Below are 14,926 nucleotides of genomic sequence, written 5' to 3'. Positions count from 1 at the left end.
GTGCCGCCGCGGTCAAGCACGACGTCGTGCCTGCCACACCGCTGCCGCTCCCAGCAGTACGACCACACCCACCCCGGCCAGCAGTCCCACCGATGGGCCGTGCTGGTCCGGTGTCGTCGCCTTCCCGGTGGCAGTTGTCGGCTTCTTCTGCGCACTCACCTGCTCCCCGCACCCCTTCACCGGATACCCCGAGATCGCGCACAGCAGGGCGTTGGTGTCGTAGCGGAGGGGCTTGGCGACCGCTGCCAGGGCCTCTGCCGTTGTCGCGTCGCCGGAAACGCGGGCGCAGGCCGTGCGGCGGGCGGGCGGGGTCTCGCCGGACGGGGCGTCCGTGGGGGTACCGAAGTCGATGACGAGCGCCACCCGCTTCTTTCCCTTGGCGGCGGGCGTGCCGGCGCAGATCGTGTCGAAGTCCGCCGTGCCGCGCGGACGGGTGGCGTCGGCGGAGTCCTCGCTCACCGCGAAGCGGAAGCCCTGCACGTCCCCGTCGACGGGACGGGCCGTCGACGGGCCCTGGGTGGCGTACGTCCAGCGGTGGCCGTCGCGCTCCCAGAAGGACCAGTAGCGGTAGCCGACGGCCTCGGCCTGGGCCGCGGACGCCCACAGGACGAGCGCGGCCAGCAGCAGCGGCACGGCACGGCGGACGGCGGTCACGGCTGCTGCCGCTTCCTGCGGCCGCTGATCAGGAAGCCGACGCCGATGCCCGCGACCAGACCGGTGCCGACGATCCACCAGACGCCGTGGCCCGAGTCGGACTTGTCGGGCTTCGCGACCTGGAGTCCGGTGGGCTTCTTGACCTGCTGGGGGGCGGGCCCGGTCGCGTTGAGCGCCTGCACGAGGTCCGTACCGCCGAAGCCGAACGGGCTCCTGCCCATGGCGTGCGCGGCGAGGATCAGCTCGGCGTAGGCCGCCGGGCCGCTCTGCTTCGCCCAGGGGAGGGCGTTCTTCTCCAGCCAGGCGTACGGCTTCGTCGCCTGCTCGGTCCAGCCCTGCGCGGCGAGCGCGACGACCGTGTCGGCGGTGTTGCCGTAGTCGGGCTGGTCCTTGGCGCCGGGGAGCGCGGACGTCAGGTGGCCCTTGTCGTGCGTCGCGTCCGACAGGTACGCGGCGCCGTTGCGAGCCACCTCCTTCGGCGTCAGCTTCTTGTCGGAGTCGGCGCAGTTGTAGCCCTCCTCCGGCGCCTTGCCCCGGGTCGTCACGAACCCCTTCCCGAGCGCGCCCAGCACACCGGCCGCCGTCGCGTCCGCGTTGGCCGCCAGCTTGCCCTTCTTGTCCGGCTGGTAGGCGAGCGCGCCGCCGCCGTCCTCGTCGCAGGGTATGGACCACTTGGCCAGCAGGTCGTACGGGGTCTTCCCGGACGAGCGCAGCACGGCGGGGTCGTCGCCGACCGCCGTGAGCGCGCCGATGACGACGCCGGTGGAGTTCGTGTCGCTGGGCCCGGCCGGGGTGTAACCCCAGCCACCGTCCTTGTTCTGCTGGCCCTTCAGCCATTCCACCGCCTCGCGGGCCTGGCCGTAGTGATCGCCGACCGCCACCAGGGCCTGCGCGGCGGCGGCGGTGGCGTTGGTGTCGAACATCGCGCCGCCTCCCTCGCAGGGCTTCGAGGTGTCGGCGCGGAAGGCGGTGAAGGCGCCGTTGGAGCACTGCTGCTCCGCCAGCCAGTCCACGGCCTTTCCGGAGGGCGTCACGCCCACCGCCCGCTGGGCGATCATCGCCAGCGACTGGCGCCAGACGCCGTCGTACTTCGGGTCCGCGGTGCCGTACAGGCCTGACGGGAGGGCCGTCGACGGGGACGCGGATGCAGACGGGTCGGCGGCTGTGGCGGGCGTGGCCGTGCCGATCACGGCGACGGCTCCCAGCACCGCGGCACTGCGGCGTACGTTCATGGTCGGCGGGTGCCTCTCCCTGCGGGGAGTCGGGCAGCACGGGACACCCCGGGCGGCTCGGCTCCGTATACCTCGACGGTGCCGTGCGCGGGCGGACCCCGGCGCACGTGAGCCGGTCAACGTCCCGTGCGAGGCGGTCCGGCTCACCGCCCTTGCGGCGGTTCACGGTTGCGGGTCAGCGCCGGAATTGCACCGGCTTTCCCCCGTACGGGTGTGATGACGACGCGGTCACTCTACCGGCACGTAATCGGAGGGCTCAGGGGTGGTCGTGGGCAGGGGGCATTGCCTCCGGGCCCTGTGGCTAAGGTCACGCCATGACGACCACGGGGAGACTGCTGGGCTCCGGCCGCTCGGCCGACGTGTACGAGATCGACGAGGCGTGGGTGCTGCGTCGCGACCGGGAGGGCTGGGGGGACGCGGCCGCCGAGGGTGAGGTGATGACGTACGTACGGGACCACGGGTATCCCGTGCCCCGGGTGCGGCCCTCCGGCTCGCGCACCGACCTGGTGCTGGAGCGGCTGTCCGGGCCGACGATGCTGGAAGCCCTGCTGGCGGGCTCGATCGGGCCGGAGGAAGGGGGCGCGATGCTTGCCGGGCTGCTGCGCCGGCTGCACGCCGTGCCCGCCCGGGACTCCGCCGACCCCGACGCCCGTGTCCTGCACCTGGACCTCCACCCGGACAACGTGATCCTCACCCCGGACGGCCCCCGTGTCATCGACTGGACCAACGCGGAGGACGGCCGGCCGGGCCTCGACTGGGGCATGTCCGCGCTGATCCTGGCCCAGGTCGCCGTAGGCGCCGAGCCGATCGCCGACCCGGCCCGCGCGCTGCTCACGGCCCTGCTCGCCGACCCCTCCGCCCTCACGCAGCCCGGCCTCACCGAGGCCCGCGCCCGCCGCGCGGCCAACCCGACGATGAGCCGCCGCGAGGTCGAACTCCTGGGTGCTGCCGAGGACTTGATAAGAGCGCTGGTGTCCTAGCGGCGGGCCGTGCGCGCGGTGGGCCCGCCGAACGGCAGGTGCAGCACCCGGGCCTCCAGCAGCCACCGGTCGTGGACGCGACGGAAGATGTCCTCGTAGTCGCCGACCTGTACGGGCGGGCCGGACGGCACCATGCCGCCCTCGTACCCGTCGACGCGGTCGGCCGGGGGGAGCCGAAGTACTCGCGCAGTGCTTCCCGGCCCTTGACCAGCCGTCCGCCGTCCGGCCCGTCCGGCCCGTCCGGCCACTCCCAGGTGCCCTCCTCGGTGAACAGCTCGGCGACGGAACCGGGTTCACCGAGGTCGAGGCGGCGGACGAAGTCCAGGACGAGACGCTCGCAGGCGCGTCACACCGCCACGTACGTCACCGGCTCGCTCCCCGTCACCGCCTCCGCGCGGCCCTGCTTCACCAGGCGGCGGACATGGGCCTCGGCCTCCGAGACCGCGATGGTGCGTGAGCCGTAGGGAATCTGGTCCCAGGGGCGGTTCCACTCCATCCGCTCGGCCAGCTGCCAGGGCGTGAGGGGCACGACGAGCAGGGCCAGGAGCCCGGCCAGTCGCTCCTCGTGATGCGCCAGCAGGTCCCGCACGCGGGCGGGCGCGTCCGTGAACGCGTGCTGGTGGGCGGGGAGCACCTCGGCGGGGGTCAGACGGCCGACCCGTTCCAAGGAGTCGAGGTAGTCGCCGAGGGGGTCGGTGACGGTCGTGTCGTCCGGGTCCTCGTACAGGCCGATGTGCGGGGTGATCCCCGGGAGCAGATGGTCGCCCGAGAAGAGACGTCCGTGGCCGGGGAGCCGGGACGGGTGTTCTTCCTCCAGGTGCAGGCAGACATGGCCCGGGGTGTGGCCCGGCGTCCAGATCGCGCGCAGCCGGCGGCCGGGCAGGGGGAGGAGTTCACCGGGGACGATCTCCCGGTCGGGCAGCGCGGGGGAGAGGCCGGGGAGGGTGCGGCGCCGGGCGTTGCGCAGCGGGGCCACGTGTTCCTCCGGGGCGCCGGCGGCCACGAGTTTGGCCGCCATGTACGTGAACCAGCGCTCCGGGCGGGTCTCGCGGGTCCGGCGCACGATCGCCGTGTCGGCCGCGTGCATGGCGATCCAGGCGCCCGAGGCCTCCCGCACCTTGCCCGACAGACCGTGGTGGTCGGGGTGGTGGTGGGTGATCACCACGCCGTGCAGCTCGGCGACGGACGTACCGCAGGCCGTCAGGCCCTCGGCGAGGGCGTCCCAGGAGGCCGGGTCGTCCCAGCCGGTGTCGATGAGGACCGGGCCGCGGTCGGTGTCGACGACGTACACGAGGGTGTGGCCGAGGGGGTTGTCCGGGATCGGGACCTGGAGGGAACGGACGCCTCCACCGTGGTCGTGCACCTGCGCCATGGGCTCCCCAATCACCGCGTTTCAGCCACTATAACTAGAACAGGTTTTCATGGGAGCCCGAGTCTACCAACCGTCCCTCGTCGCATCCGTGGACTCCCCCGGGCGTAGCTGGTATCAGTTCCCTATCTGATGGATCGTCAGACGCGCACAGCCCCCGGGGAGGCAGTCGGCCATGACCGAGCTCGTGGAACACGGACAGCTGTTCATCGGCGGGGAGTTGACCGACCCCCTGGGCAAGGACGTCATCGAGGTGATCTCCCCGCACACGGAGAAGGTCATCGGCCGCGTGCCGCACGCCTCGCGCGAGGACGTGGACCGGGCGGTCGCCGCCGCGCGCACCGCCTTCGACCAGGGCCCCTGGCCGCGCATGAGCCTGGACGAGCGGATCGAGGTCGTCACCCGGATCAAGGACGCGATCGCCGTCCGGCACGAGGAGATCGCCAGGGTGATCTCCTCCGAGAATGGCTCGCCGTACTCCTGGAGCGTCCTCGCTCAGGCGCTCGGCGCGATGATGGTGTGGGACGCGGCGATCACGGTCGCGCGCAACTTCACGTACGAGGAGACGCGTGACGGCGTCCTCGGCAGGATCCTGGTGCGGCGCGAGCCGGTCGGCGTGGTCGCGGCCGTGGTCCCGTGGAACGTCCCGCAGTTCGTCGCCGCCGCCAAGCTCGCGCCCGCCCTGCTCACCGGCTGCACGGTGGTGCTCAAGCCGTCGCCCGAGTCACCGCTGGACGCCTACCTCCTCGGTGAGATCGCCGAGGAGGCCGGGCTGCCGGAGGGCGTGCTGTCGATCCTCCCCGCCGACCGCGAGGTCAGCGAACACCTCGTCGGGCACCCCGGGATCGACAAGGTGTCCTTCACCGGCTCGGTCGCGGCCGGCAAGCGTGTGATGGAGGTGGCCTCCCGCAATCTCACGCGCGTGACGCTGGAGCTCGGCGGCAAGTCGGCGGCGGTGGTCCTGCCCGACGCGGACATCGAGACGTCGGTGCCCGGGATCGTCTCGGCCGCCTGGATGAACAACGGCCAGGCCTGTGTCGCCCAGACCCGCATCCTCCTGCCGCGCTCCCGCTACGACGAGTTCGCGGACGCCCTCGCCGCCGCCGCGAGCGCGCTCAAGGTCGGCGACCCGCTGGACCCGGCGACCCAGGTCGGCCCGCTTGTCGCCCGCCGCCAGCAGCAGCGCAACCTCGACTACATCCGCATCGGCCAGGAGGAGGGCGCCAAGATCCTCACCGGCGGCGGGCGCCCGCCGGGGCTGGAACGCGGCTGGTACGTGGAGCCGACGCTCTTCGGCGACGTCGACAACTCCATGCGGATCGCCCGCGAGGAGATCTTCGGCCCGGTGATCTGCCTCCTGCCGTACGGAGACGAGCCGGAGGCGGTGAAGATCGCCAACGACTCCGACTACGGGCTGTCCGGCAGCGTGTGGACGGCCGACGTCGCGCACGGCATCGATGTCGCACGGCAGGTCCGTACGGGCACGTACTCGGTGAACACCTTCAGCCTCGACATGCTCGGCCCCTTCGGCGGCTACAAGAACTCCGGTCTGGGGCGGGAGTTCGGGCCCGAGGGGTACGGCGAGTTCCTTGAGCACAAGATGATCCACCTCCCGGCCGGCTGGGAGGGCTAGGGCATGGGAGACCGCTGGCACGTCGAGGTCGACCGCTCCGTCTGCATCGGCTCCGCCCAGTGCGTCCACCACGCGCCCGACGGTTTCCGCCTCGACACCGGCCGACAGTCCCGGCCGGTGGAGCCGGACGCCGACGCGAACGAGCGGGTGCTGGCGGCGGCGGAGGGCTGTCCGGTGGAGGCCATCGTGATCACGATGCTCGGGAGCGGGGAGCCGGTGTTCCCGCCGGAGGACTGAAAAATTCCTATTTGGGCGGTTCTATCAGACGGTATCCGTTCTATACTGGTATTTGGCCTACGGGGCGAGTGAGGGAGTTCGACCGGAGTAGCCGACTCTGGCGTGACGCGTAAAGCATCCGCTGGTGCCGACGTCGACGGTCGGGCTGAGAGGCTCGAAGGTAGTAGTCGGACCTGAGAGCGACCCCCATTACCTGATCCGGGCAATGCCGGCGAAGGGAACCCGTCTCGTAGGTCCTTTTCGTGCCCGCTGGGCTGTGAGCGTGGACGGCCGCGGCCTCAGCCGCGGGTCGACTCCCCGCCTGCCGGACCCGTCAGGTCGATCAGGCGGCACACCGTTTCGATGTCGATCTTCACCTGGGCGATGGAGGCGCGGCCCGACAGCCAGGTGATCAGGGCCGAGTGCCAGGTGTGCTCGATGACGCGGACCGCGGACAGCTGCTCGGGGGTGGGGTTCTCCAGGCCCATCGCGTCCAGGATGATCGCCGTCGTCTGCCGGGAGACCTGGTCGACCTCGGGGGACACGCTGCGGTCCGCGAAGGTCAGCGCCCGGACCATGGCGTCGGCCAGGTGCGGCTCGCGCTGGAGGGCGCGGAAGGCCCGCATCAGCGTCTCCGCCACCCGCTCCGCCGCCGTCTCGCCCCCCGGGGGCTTCTTCCTCAGGGTGCCGTGCATGTGCTCCAGCTGGTCCTGCATGGTGGCGACCAGTAGATGCACTTTGGACGGGAAGTAGCGGTAGAGCGTGCCCAGTGCGACCTGTGAGGACTCCGCGACCTCCCGCATCTGCACCGCGTCGAAGCCGCCCCGGCTGGCCAGCTGCGCGCTCGCATGAAGGATCCGCCGCCGACGGGCCTCCTGCCGCTCGGTGAGGGGCGGCGTGGCCGGGCGAACGGTACTGGCTTCCACCTTGGCTTGCGCAGGCATGGGTCCCGCTCCGTGACAGTCGGTGAGGGCATCGGTGAGGGCTGTTGATCAGACAGCATGGCAGGGGTCCCGCCGTGGCGCGAATCACCTGATCCACTGCTCACAGTGCCGCTACCTGCCGGTAGATTCAGAGCCTCCTGAACGATCAAGTCTGAAACTTGTTCTAGATTAGCGTCCCGACGTAGTCTCGCGGAAAACGCAGGGAGAAGGGGGCCCAGAGTGACCGCTGAGGCCAGGGAGGCGGGTCCCCGACAGGACCTCGCCGCCGACGGCGAGCGACCGCTCGACATCGCGCTTCTCACCTATAAAGGGAACCCGTTCTGCGGGGGGCAGGGCGTCTATGTACGACACCTGTCGCGCGAGCTGGCCCGTCTCGGCCACCGGGTCGAGGTCATCGGCTCCCAGCCGTACCCCGTGCTCGACGAGGACGAGGCCCACGACGGCCGGCTGAGCCTGACCGAGCTGCCCAGCCTCGACCTCTACCGCCAGCCCGACCCCTTCCGCACCCCGGCACGCGACGAGTACCGCGACTGGGTCGACGCGCTTGAGGTCGCGACCATGTGGACCGGCGGCTTCCCCGAGCCGCTGACGTTCTCCCTGCGCGCCCGCCGCCATCTGCGCGCCCTGCGCGGCCGGTTCGACGTCGTGCACGACAACCAGACCCTCGGCTACGGCCTGTTGGGCGACATCGGCGCGCCCCTGGTCACCACCATCCACCATCCCATCACCGTCGACCGGCAGTTGGAGCTGGACGCCGCCGAGGGATGGCAGCGCCGCTACTCCGTGCGCCGCTGGTACGCCTTCACCCGCATGCAGAAGCGCGTCGCCCGCCGGCTGCCGTCGGTCCTCACCGTCTCCGGCACCTCCCGCCAGGAGATCGTCGACCACCTCGGAGTGCGCGAGGACCGCATCCACGTGGTCCACATCGGCGCCGACACCGACCTCTTCTCGCCGAATCCGGCGGTGCCCCAGGTGTCCGGCCGGATCGTGACCACCTCCAGCGCCGATGTGCCGCTCAAGGGCCTGATCTTCCTGATCGAGGCGCTCGCGAAGGTACGCACCGAGCATCCCGGCGCACATCTCGTCGTCGTCGGCAAGCGCGCCGAGGACGGGCCGGTCGCCCAGGCCATCGAGCGGTACGGACTGGAGGGCTCCGTCGACTTCGTGAAGGGCATCTCGGACGCCGAACTGGTCGACCTGGTCCGCTCGGCCGAGGTGGCCTGCGTGCCGTCCCTGTACGAGGGCTTCTCGCTGCCGGCCGCAGAGGCCATGGCCACCGGCACCCCGCTGGTCGCCACCACCGGCGGCGCGATCCCCGAGGTCGCCGGCCGCGACGGGGAGACCTGCCTCGCGGTGCCGCCGGGCGACGCGGGGGCCCTGGCCGCCGCACTGAGCAGACTGCTGGGTGACCCGGCGCTGCGGGCACGGCTCGGCGCGGCGGGCCGTGAGCGCGTGCTGGAGAGGTTCACCTGGGCCCGGGCCGCCGAAGGCACGGTGACCCGGTACCGCGAGGCCATCGCCCGGTCGGAGAGCCCAACGAGCCGCACGAGCCCCACCAGCACGCCGGTGCGCCCGCAGGCCGCCGCAGCAGCCGTCATCGAAGAACCACTCACCGCCGACCGCGAAAGCAGGGCCTCGTGCTGACCGTCGACTTCTCCCGGTTCCCGCTCGCCCCGGGCGACCGCGTCCTGGACCTCGGCTGCGGGGCCGGCCGGCACGCCTTCGAGTGCTACCGGCGCGGCGCCCAGGTCGTGGCCCTCGACCAGAACGCCGAGGAGATCCGCGAGGTCGCCAAGTGGTTCGCGGCGATGAAGGAGGCAGGCGAGGCCCCGGCCGGCGCGACCGCCACCGCCATGGAGGGCGACGCCCTCGCGCTGCCCTTCCCGGACGAGTCCTTCGACGTCGTCATCATCTCCGAGGTGATGGAGCACATCCCCGACGACAAGGGCGTCCTGGCCGAGATGGTCCGCGTGCTCAGGCCGGGCGGCCGCATCGCCATCACCGTGCCGCGCCACGGCCCCGAGAAGGTCTGCTGGGCGCTGTCCGACGCCTACCACGAGGTCGAGGGCGGCCACATCCGCATCTACAAGGCGGACGAACTCCTGGCGAAGGTCCGCGAGGCCGGCCTGCGCCCGTACGGCACCCATCACGCCCACGCCCTGCACTCCCCCTACTGGTGGCTGAAGTGCGCGTTCGGCGTCGACAACGACAAGGCGCTGCCGGTGCGGGCGTACCACAAGCTGCTGGTCTGGGACATCATGAAGAAGCCGCTGGCCACCCGGGTCGCCGAGCAGGCGCTGAACCCGCTGATCGGCAAGAGCTTCGTGCTCTACGCGACGAAGCCGCACCTGCCGGCGCTTCCGGAGACTTCCGAGACCGCCGAGGCTTCCGAGGCGGCCGCCAAGTGACGACCCCCCGGACAGAACACCTGGTCCTGCCCGGGGTCCTCACCGCCGAGCAGGCTGCCGAGACCGTGCGCGGCATCCTCGCCGTGCAGCGCGAGGACGGTGCGATCCCGTGGTTCCGCGGGCACCATCTGGACCCGTGGGACCACACCGAGGCGGCCATGGCGCTGGACGCGGCGGGCGAGCACGAGGCCGCGGAACGGGCCTACACCTGGCTGGCCACGCACCAGAACGAGGACGGCTCCTGGTTCGCGGCGTACGCGGACGGGGCCCACGACGACGTCACGGACCGCGCCCGCGAGTCGAACTTCGTGGCGTACATAGCCGTAGGCGTCTGGCACCACTACCTCTCCACCGGCGACGACGTGTTCCTCGACCGCATGTGGCCCTCGGTCTACGCGGCGATGGAATGGGTCCTGCGCCTGCAACAGCCCGGCGGCCAGATCGGCTGGCGGCGCGAGGACGACGGCACGGCCACGGCGGATGCGCTGCTGACCGGCAGCTCCTCCATCCACCACGCCCTGCGCTGTGCGCTCGCCATCGCCGAGCAGCGTGAAGAGCCGCAGCCGGACTGGGAGTTGGCGCTGGGTGCGCTCCGGCACGCGATCCGCCGCCACCCGGAGCGGTTCCTGGACAAGGACCGCTACTCGATGGACTGGTACTACCCGGTCCTGGGCGGCGCGCTGACCGGCGAGGAGGCCAAGTCCCGCATGGAGGAGGGCTGGGACCGCTTCGTGGTGCCCGGCCTCGGCGTGCGCTGCGTGATCCCCAACCCCTGGGTCACCGGCGGCGAGTCCTCCGAACTCGCCCTGGCCCTGTGGGCCATGGGCGAGTCCGACCGCGCCCTGGAGATCCTCCAGTCCATCCAGCACCTCCGCGACCCCGACAGCGGCCTCTACTGGACGGGCTACGTCTTCGACGACAAGGCCATCTGGCCCCAGGAACTCACCACTTGGACGGCAGGCTCCCTCCTCCTGGCAGTAGCGGCCCTGGGCGGCCACGAGGCCACGTGCACAGTATTCGGCGGAGACCACCTACCGACCGGCCTGGACCCGGACTGCTGCACATAGCCCAGCTGCCGCGCCCCAAAGGGGCGCGGGGAACTGCGCGACCGACCCTCGACGGCCGGCACGCGCCGATGGCCGGTCGGGCCCGAGCTGGTGGGCGTCTTCAGGGGCGTGGGGAACGGCGCGATCGGCCTTCGACCGGCCGGCACGCGCCGATGGTCGGTCGGGCCCGAGCTGGTGGGCGTCTTCAGGGGCGCGGGGAACGGCGCGACCGGCCCCCGAACGGCCCGCACTCGCCAACCGGCGGTGCGGGCCGAGCCCGGGGGCGGCTGCGGCTTGAAGCGGAGCGTTCAGTGGCGGTGGATCCGGGCGGCGATCGCATGGCCCACGAAGAGGTACACCACCGCGGCGAGGCCGTAACCGGCGACCACACGTGCCCACGCCTCGTCGAACGTGAACAGGTCGTGCGACCAGCCCGCCAGCCATCCGGCCGAGTCATGAACGAACTGGACGAGACTGTTGGCCCGATTTGCGTCCAGCAGATACATCAGGATCCACAGACCGAGAATGAAGGCCATGACGTCGGCGACGATCGCGATGACCGTTCCCGCCTGGTTGGCGCCGTTGCGGTATTGAGGGGACATGCCCTTCGGGTTGCCGCTCATTCCCAGGTGAAACAGGAAAGGTGAATCCTGTACGGGATTCCCCCAAGTGGCGCAACCGGCCGCCCTGAGCGAGCCTGCCGGGAGAGACATCCACTCGGGGAGAACACCCCCGGAGGACACCGTGGCTGTACCGATACGGCGCCTCTGCGTGGCGCTCACGCTGTGCTGCGCACTGGTCGCCGGCGCCACCGCCTGCGGAAAGGGCGAAACCTTCACCCGGAACGACGCGGCCGTGGTCGCCGCCGACACCCCCAGCCCCACCACCTCCGCGGAGCGGCAGAAGTTCGCCAAGGCACGCTTCGTGGCGAACGCGGGACTCGCCGCGGGGGCGACGTACCAGTGGATCGTGAAGCCCTGGAAGGAGGGCAAGTTCAAGAAGGGCGCGAAGGGACGCAAGTTCACCCTGGTCAAGGCCGGGCTCGCCGGTGCCTTCGCCTACAACCGCCTCAAGGCCGCCGTGCGGAACGCCGAGGGCGATCCACAGCTGTCGAAGGCCCTCGCACCGCTCACCGCCGGTATCGAGTCCCTCAAGACCCTGCCGTCCAAGTTGCGCAAGGGCGACTCCCCCGACGTGGTGGCCGACTCCTTCGACGACATCATCAACAAGGTGAAGGACGCAGGTAAGAGCGCGGGCGCCGAGGTGAAGAACCAGGTCCCGTCGGCCTCCCAGCTGCGCGGCGGCTCCTAGGAGTTGAGCTCCGCCAGCACCCGCAACGTGTGAGGGTCCGGGGACAGGGCCAGCAGGTCCGTCACCGGGCCCTTGCGCCACGACTCCAGCCGCTCGGCGATGCGTTCACGCGGCCCGACCAGTGAGATCTCGTCGGCGAAGGCGTCCGGGACGGCCAGCACCGCCTCCTCGCGCCGGCCCGCCAGGAACAGCTCCTGGATGCGCCGGGCCTCCTCCTCGTACCCCATGCGCGCCATCAGGTCGGCGTGGAAGTTGCGGGAGGCGTGTCCCATCCCGCCGATGTAGAAGCCGAGCATGGCCTTGACGGGCAGCAGGCCCTCGCCGATGTCGTCGCAGACCTTCACGCGCGCCATGGGCGCCACCAAGAAGCCCTCCGGAAGGCCGGTCACGGCGGGCCCGTACACCTCGGGACGGTTCGGCGACCAGTACAGCGGCAGCCAGCCGTCCGCGATCCGGGTCGTCTGGGCGACGTTCTTGGGTCCCTCGGCGCCGAGCAGGACCGGCAGATCGGGGCGCAGGGGGTGGGTGATCGGCTTCAGGGGTTTGCCGAGGCCGGTGGCGTCCGGGCCCCGGTACGGGTGCGAGTGGAAGCGCCCGGCCAGCTCCACCGGCGCCTCGCGGCGCAGCACCTGCCGTACGACGTCGACGTACTCCCGGGTCGCGGTCAGCGGCGAGGCCGGGAACGGCCGCCCGTACCACCCCTCCACGACCTGCGGCCCGGACAGCCCGAGCCCGAGCATCATGCGCCCGCCGGACAGATGGTCCAGGGTCAGCGCGTGCATGGCGGTGGTGGTCGGCGAGCGGGCGGCCATCTGGGCAACCGCCGTACCCAGCCCGATCCTTGAGGTTTGCGCCGCGATCCAGGTGAGCGGGGTGAACGCGTCCGAGCCCCAGGACTCGGCCGTCCACACGGAGTCGTAACCGAGCCGCTCCGCCTCCTGCGCCAGCGACAGATGGTCCACGGAGGGGCCCCGGCCCCAGTAGCCGAGTGCGAGACCGAGCCGCATACCTGCCTCCTGACGATCCGTCAGCTGTCGGAGGGCGACTGTACGACAACGGCCCCCCGCCCGGAAGGGCGAGGGGCCGTGTGCGACGGTGTGCGGTGCGCGCTCAGCCGCGCTGGATCCCCGAGGTGTCCTGCAGGACGCCGCGGCGGCCGTCCTGGGTCTGGGCGACCAGCTGGGCGCCGCGCTGCTCGACGGCCAGGTACCAGGTGCCCGGCGCCAGTTCGGCGATCGGGGCCGGCGAGCCGTCCTCCGCGAACAGCGGCCGAGCCGCCGGCACGGCGAACCAGAACGGCGAGAAGCCCCCGCTGGACGGCTGCTGCGGGGCCGGAGCCGGCGGCTGCTGCCCGAACGGCTGCCCCTGCTGCGGCTGACCACCGTACGGCGCCTGCGGCTGGGGGGCCTGGGCGCCGGGGTAGCCGTAACCACCCTGCGGCTGGGCGCCGTAGGGCTGCGGGGCCTGCGGCTTGGGCGCCGGCATCAGGGCGGCCTGGAGGGCGGGGACGAGGGGGGTGGCGACGGCGGCGCCGGCCATGACCAGGGTCGCGATCAGGGCGAGAATGAGACCGGTGCCCGCGCTCGGACCGTCGGAGGACGAGCCGCCGAAGTTGTTCCCGCCGCCCGCCGGGTCGATGACGTTGCCGAGTGCGCTCCACGCGGCGAAGACGGTGAAGGCGACGCCGAACTGGCCGAGGTCCAGGCCGACGACCTTCCGGGGCTCCGGCATGGCCCGGGCGACGACCACCAGCGCCGCGCCGATGATTCCCGCCAGCACGACGCTGAGCAGGACCGGTCCGCTCGCCCAGAGGCTCGGGAGGTCGAGGCCGGACGGTGCCCCGTTGTACGAGTAGTTGTCGAGGAACGACGCGATGAACAGCAACACCGCTGCTCCGATCACCACGCCGTCGCCTCGAGTGAGGGAGCGGATATTCACTTCAGGTCCTTCGTAGGTCGTCTCGTCGTCGGTAGAGGCGTCGCTGTCACTCTGTCGCCGTCAGGTCCCGGTGTGAAGCGCGGGGGTGGCCCCTGATCGTACTGATGACACTATCGTCAGTCCGGTCGGGGTGTCCGCAGGGATCTGCCCGCTGACTCCTTACCCGCGCAGGAAACTCACGATTCCCTCAGAGATCCCTTGCGCCGCCTTCTGCCGCCACGCACCGCTGGTCAGCAGTGCCGCGTCCTTGCTATCGCGCATGTTCCCGCACTCGATGAACACCTTGGGAACCGTTGACAGATTGAGACCGCCCAGGTCCTGACGTGTGACGAGACCGGTACCGTCGCCGACGTAGTTGGAGGGGGCACTGCCCGTTACGCGCACGAACTTGCCCGCGATCCGCTCGCCGAGGTCGCGCGAGGAGGCGACGATCGGACGGGTGTCCGCCGCACCCGCGTGCACGGACGCCGGCAGGATGACGTGGAAGCCCCGGTTGCCCTCGGCGGAGCCGTCGGCGTGGATGGAAATGGCCGCGTCCGCATGCGCGTTGTTGCCGATCTGGGCCCGCTCGTCCACGCACGGCCCCCAGGCCGGCTGGTCCCCGTCGTGGGTGAACTTCACCGTCGCGCCCTGCTCCTCCAGGATCGCGCGCAGCCGGTGGGAGACGTCCAGGGTGAACTGTGCCTCGGTGTAGCCCGCGTTGGTGGACGTCCCGGTGGTGTCGCACTCCTTCCAGTTCGTCCCGATGTCCACCTTGCGGTTGATCTCGGTCGCGTGCCGGAAGTTGCCGGGGTTGTGCCCCGGGTCGATGACGATGACCTTGCCCTTGAGGGGCCCGGAGCCGGCCGGGGCGGCGGGCTTCGAGCCCGCGCGCGTCGGGCTGGGCTTCTTGGCGTCGTCGCTGGGGGAGGCCGAGGACGACCGGGCCGAGGGCGTGGGGGACGCGGAGGCGGAGGCGCCGCCCGCGTTGTCCGAGCCGCCCGAGTCACCCGGGTCGCCCACCGCCTCGTACACGAGCCAGCCGAGCAGGGCACCGGGCACCAGCGCGGCGAGCGCTACGGTCAGGGGCGCTCGCCGGGGGCGGCGCGGCTGGGGCGGATCGAAGTCCGGGCCTACGTAGGACACGTCTGCCACCCTAGCGGCCGTCCGGCGAACCGCGCGGTGACGTGCCGCGGCCCTACTCCCCGAAGGATGC

The 14,926-nt window shown here is 71.6% G+C and carries 15 protein-coding genes, 1 pseudogene and 1 riboswitch; of the genes and pseudogenes, 7 read left to right on the top strand and 9 right to left on the bottom strand.

The annotated features are described in order from the left end of the window. Positions 1 to 12 precede the first annotated feature (12 nt). Positions 13 to 654: an SCO2322 family protein gene (locus AB0I54_RS28075; protein WP_363298925.1), complete on the bottom strand. Its 642-nt coding sequence runs from the start codon at positions 652 to 654 to the stop codon at positions 13 to 15. Beyond that, entirely contained in the window at positions 651 to 1,886 is a 1,236-nt protein-coding gene (locus AB0I54_RS28070) for a prenyltransferase/squalene oxidase repeat-containing protein (RefSeq protein WP_363298924.1), read from the bottom strand. The genes AB0I54_RS28075 and AB0I54_RS28070 overlap by 4 nt, the downstream gene beginning before the upstream one ends. A 135-nt stretch (positions 1,887 to 2,021) precedes the next feature. After that, a riboswitch (cobalamin riboswitch) is annotated at positions 2,022 to 2,089 on the bottom strand. 111 nt (positions 2,090 to 2,200) lie between these two features. On the opposite strand from AB0I54_RS28070, the gene AB0I54_RS28065 reads away from it, so the two are divergent. Next, positions 2,201 to 2,866 (top strand): phosphotransferase, encoded by a 666-nt coding sequence (locus tag AB0I54_RS28065; RefSeq protein ID WP_363298923.1) that lies wholly within the window; start codon positions 2,201 to 2,203, stop codon positions 2,864 to 2,866. Here the strand turns inward: AB0I54_RS28065 and AB0I54_RS28060 are convergent. Then, positions 2,863 to 3,191: pseudogene (locus AB0I54_RS28060) on the bottom strand (hypothetical protein). The gene AB0I54_RS28065 and the pseudogene AB0I54_RS28060 sit on opposite strands and share 4 nt — an antisense overlap. 21 nt (positions 3,192 to 3,212) lie before the next feature. After that, the gene (locus tag AB0I54_RS28055; protein WP_363298922.1) at positions 3,213 to 4,238 is read right to left on the bottom strand and encodes an MBL fold metallo-hydrolase; all 1,026 of its coding nucleotides are present in this window, start codon (positions 4,236 to 4,238) and stop codon (positions 3,213 to 3,215) included. 172 nt (positions 4,239 to 4,410) lie between these two features. On the opposite strand from AB0I54_RS28055, the gene AB0I54_RS28050 reads away from it, so the two are divergent. Both AB0I54_RS28050 and AB0I54_RS28045 read left to right on the top strand, forming a co-directional pair. Next, on the top strand, positions 4,411 to 5,868 hold the full coding sequence (locus AB0I54_RS28050) for an aldehyde dehydrogenase (protein WP_363298921.1): 1,458 nt from the start codon (positions 4,411 to 4,413) through the stop codon (positions 5,866 to 5,868). 3 nt (positions 5,869 to 5,871) lie between these two features. Next, entirely contained in the window at positions 5,872 to 6,105 is a 234-nt protein-coding gene (locus tag AB0I54_RS28045; protein ID WP_363298920.1) for a ferredoxin, read from the top strand. 278 nt (positions 6,106 to 6,383) lie between these two features. On the opposite strand, the gene AB0I54_RS28040 is transcribed toward AB0I54_RS28045, so the two are convergent. Beyond that, the gene (locus AB0I54_RS28040; protein WP_363298919.1) at positions 6,384 to 7,028 is read right to left on the bottom strand and encodes a TetR family transcriptional regulator; all 645 of its coding nucleotides are present in this window, start codon (positions 7,026 to 7,028) and stop codon (positions 6,384 to 6,386) included. Between the two features lie 219 nt (positions 7,029 to 7,247). Between AB0I54_RS28040 and AB0I54_RS28035 the strand changes: the two genes are divergently transcribed. Genes AB0I54_RS28035 through AB0I54_RS28025 form a run of 3 tightly spaced genes read left to right on the top strand, consistent with a single transcriptional unit; the run spans position 7,248 to position 10,503 of the window. Beyond that, a complete protein-coding gene (locus AB0I54_RS28035; RefSeq protein ID WP_363298918.1) occupies positions 7,248 to 8,672 on the top strand; it encodes a glycosyltransferase family 4 protein in 1,425 nt (474 codons plus the stop codon). Next, complete coding sequence (locus tag AB0I54_RS28030) at positions 8,666 to 9,436, top strand: class I SAM-dependent methyltransferase (protein WP_363298917.1); 771 nt, start codon at positions 8,666 to 8,668, stop codon at positions 9,434 to 9,436. Before AB0I54_RS28035 ends, AB0I54_RS28030 begins: the two co-directional genes overlap by 7 nt. Beyond that, positions 9,433 to 10,503, top strand: a complete 1,071-nt coding sequence (locus AB0I54_RS28025) for a prenyltransferase/squalene oxidase repeat-containing protein (protein WP_363298916.1) — start codon at positions 9,433 to 9,435, stop codon at positions 10,501 to 10,503. Before AB0I54_RS28030 ends, AB0I54_RS28025 begins: the two co-directional genes overlap by 4 nt. A gap of 287 nt (positions 10,504 to 10,790) precedes the next feature. Here AB0I54_RS28025 and AB0I54_RS28020 read toward each other — a convergent pair whose 3' ends face one another. Beyond that, positions 10,791 to 11,084: a hypothetical protein gene (locus AB0I54_RS28020; protein ID WP_363298975.1), complete on the bottom strand. Its 294-nt coding sequence runs from the start codon at positions 11,082 to 11,084 to the stop codon at positions 10,791 to 10,793. 142 nt (positions 11,085 to 11,226) lie between these two features. On the opposite strand from AB0I54_RS28020, the gene AB0I54_RS28015 reads away from it, so the two are divergent. Beyond that, entirely contained in the window at positions 11,227 to 11,793 is a 567-nt protein-coding gene (locus AB0I54_RS28015; protein ID WP_363298915.1) for a hypothetical protein, read from the top strand. Here AB0I54_RS28015 and AB0I54_RS28010 read toward each other — a convergent pair. From AB0I54_RS28010 to AB0I54_RS28000, 3 genes are all read right to left on the bottom strand, one after another. Further along, entirely contained in the window at positions 11,790 to 12,800 is a 1,011-nt protein-coding gene (locus AB0I54_RS28010; RefSeq protein ID WP_363298914.1) for an LLM class F420-dependent oxidoreductase, read from the bottom strand. The genes AB0I54_RS28015 and AB0I54_RS28010 overlap by 4 nt on opposite strands. 103 nt (positions 12,801 to 12,903) lie before the next feature. Continuing rightward, positions 12,904 to 13,731, bottom strand: coding sequence for a hypothetical protein (locus tag AB0I54_RS28005; RefSeq protein ID WP_363298913.1), 828 nt, complete (start codon positions 13,729 to 13,731; stop codon positions 12,904 to 12,906). Positions 13,732 to 13,890: 159 nt separating this feature from the next. Continuing rightward, positions 13,891 to 14,856 (bottom strand): N-acetylmuramoyl-L-alanine amidase, encoded by a 966-nt coding sequence (locus AB0I54_RS28000; protein ID WP_363298912.1) that lies wholly within the window; start codon positions 14,854 to 14,856, stop codon positions 13,891 to 13,893. Positions 14,857 to 14,926 lie beyond the last annotated feature (70 nt).

This window comes from Streptomyces sp. NPDC050625 (genome assembly GCF_040654755.1).
In the GTDB taxonomy this organism is placed as follows: domain Bacteria; phylum Actinomycetota; class Actinomycetes; order Streptomycetales; family Streptomycetaceae; genus Streptomyces.
Note: the sequence above shows the minus strand (reverse complement) of the source record. Positions and strands in the feature narration are given on the sequence as shown.

What these genes read in the sequence shown, in the direction of transcription:
- AB0I54_RS28070 (WP_363298924.1), bottom strand. Translation starts at nt 1,886, where the DNA reads ATGAACGTACGCCGCAGTGCCGCGGTGCTGGGAGCCGTCGCCGTGATC.
- AB0I54_RS28065 (WP_363298923.1), top strand. Translation starts at nt 2,201, where the DNA reads ATGACGACCACGGGGAGACTGCTGGGCTCCGGCCGCTCGGCCGACGTG.
- AB0I54_RS28055 (WP_363298922.1), bottom strand. Translation starts at nt 4,238, where the DNA reads ATGGCGCAGGTGCACGACCACGGTGGAGGCGTCCGTTCCCTCCAGGTC.
- AB0I54_RS28050 (WP_363298921.1), top strand. Translation starts at nt 4,411, where the DNA reads ATGACCGAGCTCGTGGAACACGGACAGCTGTTCATCGGCGGGGAGTTG.
- AB0I54_RS28045 (WP_363298920.1), top strand. Translation starts at nt 5,872, where the DNA reads ATGGGAGACCGCTGGCACGTCGAGGTCGACCGCTCCGTCTGCATCGGC.
- AB0I54_RS28040 (WP_363298919.1), bottom strand. Translation starts at nt 7,028, where the DNA reads ATGCCTGCGCAAGCCAAGGTGGAAGCCAGTACCGTTCGCCCGGCCACG.
- AB0I54_RS28020 (WP_363298975.1), bottom strand. Translation starts at nt 11,084, where the DNA reads ATGTCCCCTCAATACCGCAACGGCGCCAACCAGGCGGGAACGGTCATC.
- AB0I54_RS28010 (WP_363298914.1), bottom strand. Translation starts at nt 12,800, where the DNA reads ATGCGGCTCGGTCTCGCACTCGGCTACTGGGGCCGGGGCCCCTCCGTG.